The 13,947-nt window shown below is 58.7% G+C and carries 12 protein-coding genes; 9 read left to right on the forward strand and 3 right to left on the reverse strand.

The features are described from left to right. Positions 1-43 precede the first annotated feature (43 nt). The 3 genes from mobA to moaA form a co-directional block, all read right to left on the reverse strand. Entirely contained in the window at positions 44-661 is a 618-nt protein-coding gene (gene mobA, locus D8M23_RS11025; protein WP_126854796.1) for a molybdenum cofactor guanylyltransferase, read from the reverse strand. Between the two features lie 181 nt (positions 662-842). Further along, complete coding sequence (locus D8M23_RS11030; protein ID WP_006887797.1) at positions 843-1,109, reverse strand: MoaD/ThiS family protein; 267 nt, start codon at positions 1,107-1,109, stop codon at positions 843-845. Between the two features lie 3 nt (positions 1,110-1,112). Next, positions 1,113-2,321 (reverse strand): GTP 3',8-cyclase MoaA, encoded by a 1,209-nt coding sequence (moaA, locus tag D8M23_RS11035; protein ID WP_126854797.1) that lies wholly within the window; start codon positions 2,319-2,321, stop codon positions 1,113-1,115. Between the two features lie 194 nt (positions 2,322-2,515). Here moaA and modA point away from each other — a divergent pair, with 194 nt between their 5' ends. The 9 genes from modA to narH all read left to right on the forward strand — a co-directional run bounded on the left by modA (position 2,516) and on the right by narH (position 13,943). After that, positions 2,516-3,328: a molybdate ABC transporter substrate-binding protein gene (modA, locus tag D8M23_RS11040; protein WP_037234129.1), complete on the forward strand. Its 813-nt coding sequence runs from the start codon at positions 2,516-2,518 to the stop codon at positions 3,326-3,328. A 103-nt stretch (positions 3,329-3,431) separates the two neighbouring features. Further along, positions 3,432-4,268 carry a molybdate ABC transporter permease subunit gene (locus D8M23_RS11045; protein ID WP_094757541.1) on the forward strand — a complete coding sequence of 279 codons (837 nt, stop codon included), beginning with the start codon at positions 3,432-3,434 and terminating at the stop codon, positions 4,266-4,268. Between the two features lie 30 nt (positions 4,269-4,298). Then, positions 4,299-5,678, forward strand: a complete 1,380-nt coding sequence (locus D8M23_RS11050; protein ID WP_126854798.1) for a molybdopterin molybdotransferase MoeA — start codon at positions 4,299-4,301, stop codon at positions 5,676-5,678. A 44-nt stretch (positions 5,679-5,722) separates the two neighbouring features. Continuing rightward, positions 5,723-6,238 (forward strand): cyclic pyranopterin monophosphate synthase MoaC, encoded by a 516-nt coding sequence (moaC, locus tag D8M23_RS11055; protein WP_126854799.1) that lies wholly within the window; start codon positions 5,723-5,725, stop codon positions 6,236-6,238. A 48-nt stretch (positions 6,239-6,286) separates the two neighbouring features. Next, a complete protein-coding gene (locus D8M23_RS11060) occupies positions 6,287-6,805 on the forward strand; it encodes a MogA/MoaB family molybdenum cofactor biosynthesis protein (protein WP_126854800.1) in 519 nt (172 codons plus the stop codon). Continuing rightward, complete coding sequence (locus D8M23_RS11065; RefSeq protein WP_126854801.1) at positions 6,795-7,283, forward strand: molybdenum cofactor biosynthesis protein MoaE; 489 nt, start codon at positions 6,795-6,797, stop codon at positions 7,281-7,283. Before D8M23_RS11060 ends, D8M23_RS11065 begins: the two co-directional genes overlap by 11 nt. Positions 7,284-7,320: 37 nt before the next feature. Then, positions 7,321-8,529 carry a ThiF family adenylyltransferase gene (locus tag D8M23_RS11070; protein ID WP_126854802.1) on the forward strand — a complete coding sequence of 403 codons (1,209 nt, stop codon included), beginning with the start codon at positions 7,321-7,323 and terminating at the stop codon, positions 8,527-8,529. Positions 8,530-8,607: 78 nt separating this feature from the next. Beyond that, positions 8,608-12,330, forward strand: coding sequence for a nitrate reductase subunit alpha (locus D8M23_RS11075; protein WP_126854803.1), 3,723 nt, complete (start codon positions 8,608-8,610; stop codon positions 12,328-12,330). Next, complete coding sequence (gene narH / locus D8M23_RS11080) at positions 12,330-13,943, forward strand: nitrate reductase subunit beta (RefSeq protein ID WP_037234115.1); 1,614 nt, start codon at positions 12,330-12,332, stop codon at positions 13,941-13,943. Before D8M23_RS11075 ends, narH begins: the two co-directional genes overlap by 1 nt. Positions 13,944-13,947: the final 4 nt, after the last annotated feature.

Here is a 13,947-nt window from a genome sequence, read left to right on the forward strand (position 1 = left end):
TTCTTGCGGGGTTGTTCGGATGCGGTGCGCGGTTATGGAAGTTCTAGTAGCTGCTCCACTGCGGGGAGTCGAAGCCTAACGCCCGCGCCTGCTCCCAGGTGTCCACGTCGGCGGTGTGGGCGGGGCTGAGCTCTACCTCTTGGGGGTGCAGCTGTTTGAGGAACGAGCGCACGGAGGCATTAGTGCTCCCCGCCGAAAACACCTGCCGTAGCGGCGCATAGCGGTATATCCCAACCAGAGGCTGGTAGACGCCGTCACAGATGCCCCAGAAACCGGTTTCGTGCCCGGCGGCGGCCCCCGCATGCTCGGCAAGCAAACTTACCGCCGGGGCGATATTGGGGGTGTCTACCCCCAGGATGATGCACCAGGTGGGGGCCGGGCGGCCGATCCCTGAATAGTGCTGGGCTAGCTTTTCGGCTCCGGCGTGGATAGCGGCAGCTGGCCCGGAATACGGCGGGTCTTCACGGGTGAGGAGCACATCGTTGGGCACCGGCAGGGTTTCGGGGCCTACAACCACGCAGGCATCGGCTTGAGAAACCGCCAGGAGGGCCCGGTCGAGGAGGGTGTGCGTGCCGTTTGAGAGGCCAGCCTTAGGGGTGTTTCCCAGGCGGGAAGATTTTCCTCCGGCAACAATAATGGCGCAGAAACCCGGTGTGTGCATACGTAACCCCTCATTGTGTGGTTCGGTAAGCCGCAATGGCTACAGTAAGTGTACCGGCGCGGTGTGCGCTTGTGAATATTGTGGCATCCCTGCTGTTGCCGTACAGAACGCTTTAGTTAATAGTTGAGTGCCCTTAAGAGGAACCTGCGGGTGGCGCCTGAGGCGGGGTGGAGGAGCTGGTTTAGCCGCCCGCGAAGGGGGGAAGCACATCCACGCGGGTTTCTTCGGTAAGAGGCGCCTCGTGCTCTGAACGCACCCCGTCGAGCAGGAAAGAGCACTGCTGCATCACCTGCGCCAGCGTCAGCCCGGAGGCGGTAGTGCCCGTGTAGCGGTCTCCCAGCTCCTGAACGAGCGCCCCAAGGGTGGGGGAGGCGAGGTCGCTGAGCGTAATGTTCACCTGATCCACGCCAGCTGCCGCGCATGCGGCCGCATAAAACCTGACAATCACTGCTTACCCCCCGATCGCGCTCATGGAGCGGCTTGCCTGAGCGAACTCTTCAATATCGAAATCGGCGTCTTCCTTGCCGTGGGCGCGAGGCTTGAACCACATACCCTCACGCCAGCGCAGCGCCAGCTCTTTATCGGATGCCCCCGAACGCAGCAGCTGCAGCAGATCGGTCTCGGAATCCGAAAACAGGCAGGAACGGATTTTACCGTCGGCGGTGAGCCTGGTGCGGGTGCACGCCCCGCAGAATGATTCGGTGACCGAGGCGATAATACCTACCCGCCCCAGGGATGCTGTGCCGTCGGCGGGTACCCCGTCGGTGAGGGCGGTGCCGTGCGGGTACACCTCCCACAGGGCGGCGGGGGAGTCGCCGCGTTCTTCAGACACCGGCCCGAGCGTGAACTCTTCGGCGAGCATGGTGCGTATCTGTGCGGCGGTAATAGTGCCTTCACGCGTCCACCGGTTATCGGCGTCCAGGGGCATCTGCTCAATAAACCGCAGCTGGTAGCCGCCCGCTAGGGCCCACTTCAGCAGCTGCGGGGCCTGCGTATCGTTCAGCCCGGGCATGAGCACCGCGTTAATCTTAATCGGGTGCAGCCCGGCCGCCGCTGCACCATCAATGCCGCGCAGTACGGCGTCGAGCTTATCACGGCGGGTCAGCTCAGCGAACGTTTCGGGGCAGATCGTGTCAAGGGAGACATTGATGCGGGCCAGCCCGGCTTTTGCCAGCGCCTCGGCGCGTTTTTCCAGCCCGATGCCGTTCGTCGTGATCGCTAGGGGCACCTGCGGGTGCATGGCGTGAATCAGCCCAATAATATCCACCAGGTCGGCGCGAACCAGCGGCTCACCGCCGGTGAACCGGATCTCCTCAACACCGAGCTCACGGATCGCTATATCGGCTAACCGCGCAATCTCGTCGGCGGTGAGCAGATCGTTCTTAGGGAGCCACTGCAGCCCCTCGGCTGGCATGCAATAAATGCAACGAAGATTACATTTATCTGTCAAAGAAATACGCAGGTCGGTGGCGATACGACCCCAGCGGTCTAAGAGCGGACCGCTGTTCTTAATATTCGCCGGTTTACGCCGCTTAATATCCGGGGCCTGGATTTTTTGAGGCGTCACAAAACCGGCTGTCTCACCCTCAGCAGAAGCTAAGGTGTGTAACACGGGGCCAGCGATTAGCTGAGACCGGCCCGAACCGGGTGTGTAAGCCATTGGAACCTTCATAGAAAATATGCATACTAAAAGCGACAATATAAATTATTCCATGTTTTGGGTAATCACCGATAGTGCGCCAAGGGTAAGTTACATCCCCAAAGCAGCGCACACGCACACACCCTAAGAACATGGAGACACCTCGCATTGTATCCACTCACTTCAATTCATCCAACCGCGAAGGAAGAACACGTATGAAGAACTCCCTCAAAGCCGTAGGCGTCGGCGCAGCACTGGCTGCTTCCCTAACACTGGCCGGATGCGGCTCTAGCGCGAGCTCCTCATCAAGCGCCTCAGCCGACTCTTCAGCCGCTGGCTCCGTTTCGGGCGAGGTGAAGGTGTTCGCCGCAGCATCTTTGCGCAACGCCGGGAAAGACCTGGAAGCTGCTTTCAAGAAGGCGCACCCGAACGTGAACTTCAGCTTCACTTATGAGGGCTCTTCCAAGCTGGTGCAGAAGATTGAGCAGGGTGAGGATGCCGATCTCCTCATCACCGCCGATAAGAAGAACATGGACAAGGCCGCCAAGCTCGACGAGTTCAAAGGCTCCAAGAGCGAGGTTATTGCAACCAATAAGCTGGTACTGGTCACCGCCGACGGCAACCCCGGTAAGATCAACTCCATCGACGATCTGAAGAACACCGACGGCACCGTGGCCATCTGCAAGGAAGATGTACCCTGCGGCACCCTGGCCCATAAAGAACTCAAGGACCACAATATTGAGCTGAAGAACGCCACCAACGAGTCGAATGTGGCCGCAGTGACCACCAAGGTCACCTCCGGTAGTGCCGATGCGGGCTTCATCTACACCACCGACCTTGCCGCCGCTAAGAAAGACGGCAAGAACCTCGGCTCAGTAGACCTGCCCGATGTGGAGAAGAACGAGTACCCCTCGGCGCTGACCTCAAAGGGTAACTCCTCCGAAGCCGCCAAGAAGTTCAACGAGTGGCTCACCACCGACGAGGCCCAGAAAATCCTTAAGGAACACGGCTTCGAATCCGCTCGATAATTAACCTGCAGCCGCACCCGTTGCGGGCGCTAACCCACAGTAGGCGCCCGCAACAGCTGTATCGTAGAACCCCAGTAAGTAACACCCACACAGGAGTGACCACGTGAAAAAACGCACCACCTTCAGCGTCGTACCGTGGTATTTCACCATCCCCTCCCTCATCGGGTTAGCTCTTATTCTGGGGCCGCTGCTGGGGCTGCTGTACAACATCCCCTGGATGGGTCTGCACGAAATTATTGATGAAGAGGTGGTCGGAGCCACCCAGCTCTCACTGGTCACCGCCAGCATCTCAACCCTTATCTGCGGTGTAATTGGTGCCCCGCTGGCGCTCACACTCTGCAAAGTACTTGACCGCTCCCGCCTGCGCGGCGCCGGGAGCCTGCTCTACGCCATTATCTACACGCCCATTATTTTCTCTCCCGTTGTTTCGGGCCTAGGACTGCTTTTCTTCTGGGGCCGCAAAGGCATCATAGGGGCGGCCCTGTACGATGCCGGAATCAAAATCACCTTCACCACCACCGCCGTCATTATTGCCCAAGTTTTTGTGGCCCTACCATTCTTCGTTGCCAGCGCCGTCACCACCCTGCAAGCCATCCCCCGAGAATACGAAGAAATTGCCGAAGTCGAGGGCGCAAAAGCATCAGAAATCACCTACCGGGTGCTGCTGCCACTGGCTGCGCCCGGCATCGCCACCGGGTTCCTGCTCTCCTTCGCCAGGGCACTGGGAGAATTCGGTGCCACCGTCACCTTCGCAGGAAACGTCAAAGGCAAAACCGAGACCATCCCGCTGAGCATTGATCTGGCCATTAGCGGCGGCAATATGTCTGGCGCCCTGGGAAGCGCCCTCATGCTCATCAGTCTGTACGTGTGCATCTTTGGCCTGCTTGGCCTATTTTCCGTGGTGAAGAAACTGCGTGCCAAAGCCTCTTACAATAGCTAGTAGATAATTTATTACCGTTTGGGAGTACAGATGCACAAGCCCCAGTTCGATGGCACCCCCAGCACCGAAGAGTATCGCGCCTATCTGGCGCTTTTACTGCGTGATACTTTTATTGGTCGCGCCGAAAACCTGCCGCTGGCGCGTGCTACCGACCGCATCCTTGCACAGGATGTGCTGGCTAGGCTTGATGTACCGAGTTTCGATAACTCCCAGATGGATGGTTATGCCCTAACCGCCGAGGGTGCCAGCCGTGAGAACCGCATCTTTACGGTGGGGCGTGAAATTCCGGCGGGGCGGCCGCTGCAGCGTTCGCGCGCATCCGACGATTTAACCTACCCGATTATGACCGGTGCCCCCATCCCTAAGGGGTATGTGGCGGTGGTGCCGGTTGAGCATTCTGAACGTATCGAATACCCCGACGTACCCGAATCTTTCGGGCGTCCCAGCGAAAAAATTAGGCTCCCTCAGGCACCCGAAGGGCAGTTTATACGTCGCCGCGGCGAAGACGTGGTAGCCGGGCAGGTTCTTGCGCGCGCTGGCGAGCGCGTGACCCCCGCACTGCTGGGTACACTCGCCGCGCAGGGGTATACCCGTGTGACGGTCGCCTGCGGGCCGCGCGTTCTGGTGTGCACCGGCGGCGACGAAATTCGCCCCACTCTCACCGAAGACGGCGACGATACGGCCACCGACCTCGCCTACGGCCAGATTTATGATGCTAACGGTCCCATGCTCACCTCAATGCTGGTCGAGGATGGCGCCGTGGTGCGGCGCATCTCGATTGGGGATGACCCGGAGCTTCTGATTGAGCATTTGCGGGAAGAATATGAGACTTTCGCACCGGATATTATTATTACCTCCGGCGGGATCAGCCACGGCAAATACGAAGTGGTGCGCAATGCCATCGCTATGGCACCGTCTTTGGGGCTGCCAATTCCGCTCAGTTGGTTCGGGCATGTGAGCCAGCAGCCTGGCGGACCGCAGGGCGTGAACGTGCTGGATTTCAACGGGCACCGTCTGCCCATGATTTCTTTCCCCGGCAACCCCGTCAGTACCCTTATTTCCTATGTGCTGATGCTTCGCCCCTACCTGCGCGCGGGCGGTCCTTACGGCACCCCGCACGAGGTGGCCTCGCGTATGGCAACTCTCGATAATGCCCCGCGTGGCGTGCTCGTCATTGATAAACCGCTGACGGCACCGGCCAATAAACGCCAATTTTTGCGCGGTAACCTGGCGATGGTTGAGTCCGAACCGGGAACCTATCGGGTGGAGCTATACCCCGATGTTTTGCCCGGATCGCATCTGCTGCATCACGCTGCGACCGCCGATGTGCTCATTGAGCTGGCGCCGGGCACCACGTACACCGGGGGAGAAGCGGTGCGGTACCACCGCATCCGGCTTACGGATAACTAAACGCGGCTGAACCCTCACCCCAACACAGACCTTAAGGACATACCGTGACCGAGAAGAACCTTCACCCCGATGCGGCGCAGCCAGCCCAAGACTTGACTCATGTGCGCGCCGACGGGTCGGCCCATATGGTTGATGTGACCTTGAAAGACGTCACCACACGCACGGCGCTCGCTGAGGGAACCGTGCACACTCGCGCCGATGTGATCGCCAAGATTTTTGATGCCGACTTACCTAAGGGCGATGCCCTGCCGGTTGCGCGTGTGGCCGGTATTATGGGCGCTAAACGCACCCCGGATATTATTCCGCTGTGCCACCCGTTGCCCCTGGGTAAAATTACCCTGGATTTTGAACGTGGCGAGGATTATGTGCGCATTGTGGCGTCGGTGAAAACCCGGGGCGTTACCGGGGTTGAAATGGAGGCGCTGACCGCGGTCTCCACCGCAGCGCTGACGATTTTCGACATGATTAAGGCGGTCGATAAATACGCCGTGATCAGCAATATTCGGGTACTAGAGAAATCCGGCGGAAAATCCGGCGACTGGGCTGTAACAGATCGGTAAACCCGCCGCATCACCACACTAGTAACCACTCTATAAGGAGGGCACACCATGAGTGCAGAAGAAATCCAGCTTCCCGAGAATCTGACCGGGCTTGTTATTGTGGCATCTACTCGCGCCGCCCGTGGTATCTATGAGGATAAATCGGGGCCTATCGCAGTCGAATGGCTGCGTTCGCGCGGGTTCGACACCCCGGACGCCGTCGTGATTGAAGATCGGCAGATTATTGACTACTTCAACACCCTCATTGCCGATGGGAAGAAGAATAATAACCTGCCCACGTTTATTCTCACCAGCGGCGGTACCGGGCTGAATACGGACGATCAGACCGTGGAGGCGGTACGCCCGCATCTGGATAAGGAAATCCCCGGAATTATGCACGCTTTCTGGGCGAACGGGCTGCAGAACGTATCTTCCGCAGTGCTCTCACGCGGGGTTGCGGGCGTGATCGGTAAAACCTTCGTGATGACTTTGCCCGGGTCGCGCGGCGGGGTTAAAGATGGAGTAAAAACCCTAGACCCGCTTGTGGAACATATTTGCCGCCAGATGGAGGACTATCATGACCACTAAGCCGCAGGGGCTCGACCACAGTGGGGCGCACGGTGCTGAGCCCACCGGTTCGGTTGTCATTTTCACTGATATTACCGAGGAAGCCTTAGAGCCGCTCGCCAACGCCGCGAAGGCTCAGGTCATGACAGAGGCCATGGGGGCCCTTGTTGTATTCGACGGCATTGTACGCAACCATGATCACGGCAGCGCGGTGCGCGGGCTGTCCTATAGTGCGCATCCGCAGGCAAAAGAATATATTGCGCGTGTTGTGCAGTCTGTAGCGGATGAGCTGGAGGGGGTTCGTCTGTGGGCGGTTCACCGCGTCGGTCCCATTGCTATAGGGGAGTCCGCGCTGACGGTGCTTGCCGCTGCGGCCCATCGTGGGCGGGCCTTCGATGCCTGCGAGGCGGTGGCCGACCGTGTGAAAGCCCAGGTTCCCATTTGGAAAGAACAGGAGCTGACGGACGGCAGCACCGAATGGGTGGGCATAGACACCTAGAGACTCAACACGTATTTCCGCGAAAGACACCATCAGGATGAGCTTTATCCCAGACCCCGAAACCGCACCGGAGCCCTCGACCCGGTTGAGCGCGGCTGAACGCGCCTTCTATGCGCGTCAGCTGATTCTGCCCGAAATCGGCATGGCGGGCCAGCTGAAGCTGAAGGCGGCACGGGTCGCTGTACTCGGTGCCGGTGGGCTTGGTGCCCCCGCCCTGCTCTATCTTGCGGGAGCCGGGGTGGGCGAGATTATCATTATCGACGATGATTCCATTGAGATCTCGAACCTGCACCGGCAGGTTATTCACACTTATGCACGGTCGGGAAACTCGAAGGCAGAATCGGCTGCCGAAACGATGCGCGCGCTCAACCCCTTCATCACGGTGACCGTTATCCGAGAACGCCTCACTGACAGTAATGCTTCGACGCTCCTTAGCGGTGCGGATGCGGTGCTCGACGGCAGCGATAACTTTGAGGCCCGCTACGCGGTTTCGGCTGCGGCACAACAGCTGGGCATCCCGCATATTTGGGCGGCAATCCTGGGTTTCGACGCACAACTCAGTGTCTTTTGGCCTGGCCGCGGGCCGGTCTACGAAGACCTCTACCCGCAAGCCCCTGCGCCGGGAAGCGTCCCTTCGTGCAGTACCGCCGGGATTATCGGAGCGCTCGCCGGGGTAGTGGGCTCAGCGATGGCAATGGAGACTATTAAAGTCATCACAGGTTCCGGAAAACCACTTGTTGGTGAGGTTGGCCTATACTCGGGGTTAAGCGGGGAGTGGAAATATATACCTCTGTTAGCTAACACGCAAGCTCTGCCTCAGAAAAACGCCGAATCTCACTCTGAGAGGAGGAAAGAGCCCGAAAATCGCGTAACATTTCGTAACAATTTGGTTTTTTTGGACACAGTTTCCGAAGACAGCACCCGGCCGGATATTAGTGCAGCGGAGCTTCAAGACGTCATATCCCGTCAAAAAGTTGTTGTGATTGATGTGCGCGAACGGGTCGAATTTGAGGCCTATGCGATCGATAATGCCGTGAATTTTCCCCTGACCGATATCCTCTCGCGGGCCCGTGAGGGCTCACTTTCCGCTAAACTACGCGAAAAAATTGCCCCTGAAACAAACTTGGTGGTTATTTACTGCACCGGATACACCCGATCCGTCGAAGCTGCCCGTGAAATTACCCCTCTCACACAGGCTCCAGTTCGCATTCTGTCGGGTGGTATTTCGAGCTGGCTTACGGTCTGAATAACCCTATGAATTCCCTCGATTAGATAAGATTTTTATATCGTATTTCGGGTACCAAATTTACGATATATTGGCTATATGGAACAAGCATCACAGACCAAGGGCCCAGATGGCCCCCTTACCGATCAACTGATTAAATTCGGTAAGTTCTTCTCCCGTTGGGATGAAACAGATGACGGCCGTGCAGTTTTCCGTGAAGGTGGCCGTAAAGGTGACGCCTTCTACCGTGACCGTTGGAGCCACGATAAAGAAGTTCGCTCAACCCACGGGGTGAACTGCACTGGTTCCTGCTCTTGGAAGGTGTATGTCAAAGACGGCATTATCACCTGGGAAGCGCAGGAAACTGACTATCCCACAGTCGGTCCCGATCGTCCCGAATATGAGCCCCGCGGGTGCCCCCGTGGCGCATCCTTCTCGTGGTACACGTACTCGCCGACCCGCGTGAAATACCCCTATGTGCGCGGTCTGCTGCTCGAAATGTACCGTGAGGCGAAGGCGCTTTACGGCGACCCGGTGGAAGCATTCCACTCCATCGTCTCCGACCCTGTTAAACGCAACCGCTACATTAGTGCACGCGGTAAAGGCGGTTTGGTGCGCTCCACCTGGGCTGAAGCACTCGAACTTGTTGCGGCCGCTCATGTGCACACCATTAAGTACTACGGGCCCGATCGCTGCACCGGCTTCACCCCGATTCCTGCAATGTCGATGGTCTCCTTCAGCGCTGGTGTGCGTTTCATCCAGCTTATTGGCGGCGTGATGACCAGCTTCTACGACTGGTACGCCGACCTTCCTGTGGCCTCCCCGCAGGTCTTTGGCGATCAGACCGACGTGCCTGAATCCGGTGACTGGTGGGATGCTTCCTACCTGATCATGTGGGGTTCGAACATTCCCGTGACCCGTACCCCGGATGCCCACTGGGTTGCCGAGGTGCGTTACCGCGGCACCAAGGTTGTCTCGGTTAGCCCCGACTACGCCGACAACACCAAGTTCGCTGATGAATGGCTGCCCGCACAGGCAGGCACCGACGCGGCGCTGGCTATGGCGATGGGTCACGTCATTCTTAAGGAAAACTACGTGGATCAGCGCGTGGAGTTCTTTGAGGACTTCGCGCTGACCTACACGGATCTTCCTTTCTTGGTTACCCTCGAAACTCGTGAAGACGGTACCAAGGTGCCCTCCAAGTTCCTGACCGCTGCGTCGCTGGCGGGGGAGAAGCACCAGGAGAACGCCGCCTTCAAGACCGCCATGATGGACCGCGAAACCGGTGAGGTTTTCATTCCCAACGGCACCATGGGGCATCGTTACTCTGAGTCTGATCAGGGTAACTGGAACCTTGAACTGGATGGCCGTAAACCCATTCTGTCGATCCGCGATCTGCCCCAGGGTGAGGCTGCAGCGGTCGAGATTAAACTTCCCACCTTCGATAACCCCAAGGGCCACGGCGACATTATTACCCGTGGTGTGCCCGTCAGCTACGTCGAGGGCCAGGAAGTTACCACCGTCTTCGACCTGATGCTCGCTACCTACGGTATTGGGCGCCCCGGGCTGCCCGGTGAATGGGCCTCGGGCTACGACGACTGGTCGATCCAGAACACCCCGGCATGGCAGGAGCAGATTACTTCGGTTCCGCCGGAGGCCGTAATCCGCGTGGCACGTGAGTTTGCGCAGAACGCTATCGACTCGCACGGTCGTTCCATGATCATCTTCGGCGCTGGTATTTGCCAGTGGTACCACGCAGATACCACCTACCGCGCTATTTTGGCTCTGCTGAACCTGACCGGGTGCCAGGGCCGTAACGGCGGCGGCTGGGCCCACTATGTGGGTCAGGAGAAGGCGCGTCCGCTCACCGGTTTGACCAATATGGCGAACGCTCTGGACTGGAGCCGCCCGCCGCGTCATATGATCGGTACCGGCTTCTGGTACATGCACACCGACCAGTTCCGTCAGGACGGTTACTCCACCGACTACCTGCAGTCCCCCCTCGGTAAGGGCGAGCTGAAGAACGTACACACCGCAGACGTGGTGGCCCGCTCTGTCCGTATGGGCTGGATGCCGTTCTACCCGCAGTTCCCCGAGAACTCCCTCGACTTGGCTGATAAAGCTGAAGAGGCAGTGGCACGGGGTGAGGCGAAGGACAACGCCGACTACTTGGCTCAGCGTCTGAACTCCGGTGATTTGGAGTTCTCGGTTGAAGACGTGGACAACCCCGTGAACTGGCCGCGTACCCTGATGCTGTGGCGCTCGAACCTGTTCGGCTCCTCCGCTAAGGGCGAGAGCTACTTCCTCAAGCACCTTGTAGGCAGCATGGACAACGTGCAGGGTGCCGACCACGAGGAATCCATTCCGCGTGAGGTCAAGTGGTACCAGGATGCCCCGCAGGGCAAGCTGGACTTGCTGGTGTCTTCAGACTTCCGTATGACCACCACGACTCTGCTCTCGGATGTGGTGTTCCCCACCGCTACCTGGTACGAGAAGTACGATATCTCCTCGACCGATATGCACCCCTTCCTGCACGCGTTCTCACCCGCGATTGACCCGCCGTGGGAGGCAAAGACTGACCACGAGACCTTCAAGGCTCTCGCATATGAGTTCACGCGTCAGGCGAAGAAGCACCTGGGTACTCGTAAAGACATTGTTTCGGTTCCGCTGCTGCATGACACCCCCGGTCAGATTAAGCAGCCTGGTGGCCATGCCCCCGACTGGAAGAACACCCCCGATATGGTGGGCGTTCCCGGCATGAACATGCCGAACTTCATGACTGTCGAACGCGACTACGGCGCTATGTACGATATGTACACCTCCGTGGGTCCGCTCTTTGACAAGGTCGGTGCCACCACCAAATACGTGACGTACGATCTGAAGGACGAAGTCGCTCAGATGGCGAAAGAATTTGGTGTGATGGACTCCGGTAAGGGCGCGGGTCGTCCCGCACTGGATACTGATGTGAAGATCGCTGAGTCTATTCTGCGTATCTCCGGTACGTCCAACGGTGAGGTTGCTCTTAAGGGCTTCAAGGAGCTTGAGAAGCAGACCGGCCTGCACTTGGTGGACCTTGCCGAGGGTAACGAGGAGCGGAAGATTACCTTCCCCATGACCCAGGCATCCCCGCAGCCGGTGATTACCTCCCCCGAATGGTCCGGTTCGGAGACTGGCGGTCGTCGCTACGCACCGTTCACCGTGAACATTGAGAAGAAGAAGCCGTTCCATACCCTCACCGGTCGTATGCACTTCTTCCTGGATCACGACTGGATGCACGAGATGGGTGAGGCAACCCCGATTTACCGTCCGCCGCTGGATATGACCGGGCTCTTCAAAGAACCCGAGATTGGTGCTACCGACGGTGTTTCGGTTGCGGTGCGCTACCTGACCCCGCACAATAAGTGGGCTATCCACTCCCAGTACTTCGATAACCAGCATATGCTGACCCTGTTCCGCGGTGGTCAGACTGCCTGGATGAGCCCCCAGGATGCCGAGAAGATCGGCGTCAAGGACGGCGAATGGATCGAATGTGTGAACACCAACGGTGTGTTTGTGGGTCGTGCGGTTGTCTCCCACCGTATGCCTGAGGGTGTGTGCTACGTGCACCACGCCCAGGAGCGTATGATGACGCCGAAGACCGAAACCACGGGCAAACGCGGCGGTATTCACAACTCGATGACCCGTATCCTGCTCAAGCCGACCCACATGATCGGCGGCTACGCCCACCAGGCATTCGCCTTCAACTATCTCGGACCGACCGGCAACCAGCGTGACATTGTCTCGTACATTCGCCGTCGCAAGTCGCAGGAGGTTACATTCTAATGCGTGTTATGGCCCAAGTTGCTATGGTGATGGCGCTTGATAAATGCATCGGCTGCCACACCTGCTCCGTGACCTGTAAGCAGGCATGGACAAACCGTGCCGGTACCGAGTACGTGTGGTTCAACAATGTTGAAACCCGCCCCGGTCAGGGGTACCCGCGTCGGTACGAGGACCAGGAGAAGTGGAAGGGCGGCTGGGTACTGAATAAGCGCGGCCGTCTGGAGCTCAAGAGCGGTAACCGCTTCCAGAAGCTCTTCTCCATCTTCGCCTCGCCGATTCAGCCTGAGCTGACCGACTACTACGAGCCGTGGACCTACGACTACCAGAACCTGACCACCGCGCCTCTGGGTGATGACTTCCCGGCAGCGAAACCAGTTTCGCTGATCACCGGTAAAGACACCAAGATTCAGTGGGGTCTGAACTGGGACGATAACTTAGGTGGTGCCCCCGAGCACGGCCACCTCGACCCGCTGGTTGAGAAGGTGCGCAAGAAGGCAGAGGACAAGATTAAGTTCGAGTTCGAGCAGACCTTCATGTTCTACCTGCCGCGTATCTGCGAGCACTGCCTGAACCCGTCCTGCATGGCGGCGTGCCCCTCCGGCGCTATCTACAAGCGTGCCGAAGACGGTATTGTTCTGGTTGACCAGGACCGCTGCCGCGGTTGGCGCCAGTGCATCACCGGCTGCCCCTACAAGAAGGTGTACTTCAACCACAAGACCGGTAAGGCTGAGAAGTGCACATTCTGCTACCCCCGTCTTGAGGCTGGTATCCCCACCGTATGCGCCGAGACCTGCGTGGGTCGTATGCGTTACATCGGTATCTTCCTCTACGATGCAGACCGTGTGACCGAAGCAGCCTCCGTACCGGACGAGAAAGACCTGTACGAGGCACAGCTTTCGCTGATGCTTGACCCGCACGATCCGCGTGTGATTGAGCAGGCTCGCGCAAACGGCATTCCGGATGCCTGGGTTACTGCCGCTCAGAACTCCCCGGTGTATAAGCTGGCGAAAGAGTGGAAGGTGGCTCTGCCGCTGCACCCCGAATACCGCACCATGCCGATGGTTTGGTACGTGCCGCCGCTGTCGCCGATCGTGGACCTGCTCAAGGACCAGGGCCACGACGCTGAGAGCAGCCAGAACCTGTTCGGCGCGATTGAAGCACTGCGCATCCCGGTTGAATACCTGGCTGAGCTGTTCACTGCGGGCGACACCGAAGTGGTCACCTTCGTGCTCAAGCGCCTGGCTGCGATGCGCGCCTACATGCGTGACATCACCTTGGGCGGCGAAGGCAACGAAGAGATCGCAAATTCGGTGGGCATGACCGGTGCGCAGATGTACGAGATGTACCGTCTCATGGCGATCGCCAAGTACAACGAGCGCTACGTGATTCCGCGTGCCCACATGGAAGATGCCCACAACCTTGAAGAGATGGGATGCTCCCTGAGCGTAGACGGCGGTCCCGGCATGTACGGTGACGCCTTCAACGACATGGAGGGCCGCCCCACTCCGGTGTCCACGAGCGTGTATGAGAACTCAAATAAGGTGAGTCTCTTCAGCTGGGACGGCAATTCCCGCCCCGACGGCCTCTTCCCGAACACCACCGGAAAGAAGTAGGTAA

Source organism: Rothia sp. HSID18067, from assembly GCF_003989445.1.
Classification (GTDB): domain Bacteria; phylum Actinomycetota; class Actinomycetes; order Actinomycetales; family Micrococcaceae; genus Rothia; species Rothia aeria.

Excerpts from the sequence above, each read along its gene's own strand:
- mobA (WP_126854796.1), bottom strand. The coding sequence starts at position 661 with ATGCACACACCGGGTTTCTGCGCCATTATTGTTGCCGGAGGAAAATCT.
- moaA (WP_126854797.1), bottom strand. The coding sequence starts at position 2,321 with ATGGCTTACACACCCGGTTCGGGCCGGTCTCAGCTAATCGCTGGCCCC.
- modA (WP_037234129.1), top strand. The coding sequence starts at position 2,516 with ATGAAGAACTCCCTCAAAGCCGTAGGCGTCGGCGCAGCACTGGCTGCT.
- D8M23_RS11050 (WP_126854798.1), top strand. The coding sequence starts at position 4,299 with ATGCACAAGCCCCAGTTCGATGGCACCCCCAGCACCGAAGAGTATCGC.
- D8M23_RS11060 (WP_126854800.1), top strand. The coding sequence starts at position 6,287 with ATGAGTGCAGAAGAAATCCAGCTTCCCGAGAATCTGACCGGGCTTGTT.
- D8M23_RS11065 (WP_126854801.1), top strand. The coding sequence starts at position 6,795 with ATGACCACTAAGCCGCAGGGGCTCGACCACAGTGGGGCGCACGGTGCT.
- D8M23_RS11070 (WP_126854802.1), top strand. The coding sequence starts at position 7,321 with ATGAGCTTTATCCCAGACCCCGAAACCGCACCGGAGCCCTCGACCCGG.
- D8M23_RS11075 (WP_126854803.1), top strand. The coding sequence starts at position 8,608 with ATGGAACAAGCATCACAGACCAAGGGCCCAGATGGCCCCCTTACCGAT.
- narH (WP_037234115.1), top strand. The coding sequence starts at position 12,330 with ATGCGTGTTATGGCCCAAGTTGCTATGGTGATGGCGCTTGATAAATGC.